Genomic DNA, 324 nt, shown 5'->3' on the forward strand with positions numbered 1-324 from the left:
GGGTTGAGGTGTACGTCGCTGGTGGACAAAGCTTTTTGGATGCGACGTTTAATTCCTTACAGATTGACCCAATTGAAGGGCTGCAATTCGTTGACGCAGGGGATATGAGAGCGGATGATCTGAAGTTGACCCAGCATGTGCTGATCTGTCAGGTATATGATCAGATGACAGCCTCGAATGTGAAGCTGACCCTCATGGAAAAGCTACCTGACGATTATGAAGTCTTTATCGTAACGGCAGCTGGAAGCAGTCAGGAACAGATTACAGGTGTTCCTTTATTTGAACTTGATCGAGATGTGTCGATAAATAACTTAACGAGTGTTT

Annotated in this window: 1 pseudogene; it reads left to right on the forward strand. The window is 45.1% G+C overall.

Annotated features, from left to right (window positions below):
* Positions 1–324: pseudogene (locus KH400_RS23585) on the forward strand (bifunctional methyltransferase/pyrophosphohydrolase YabN); the annotation flags it as partial.

The sequence above is a fragment of the Desertibacillus haloalkaliphilus genome (assembly GCF_019039105.1).
In the GTDB taxonomy this organism is placed as follows: Bacteria; Bacillota; Bacilli; order Bacillales; family KJ1-10-99; genus Desertibacillus; species Desertibacillus haloalkaliphilus.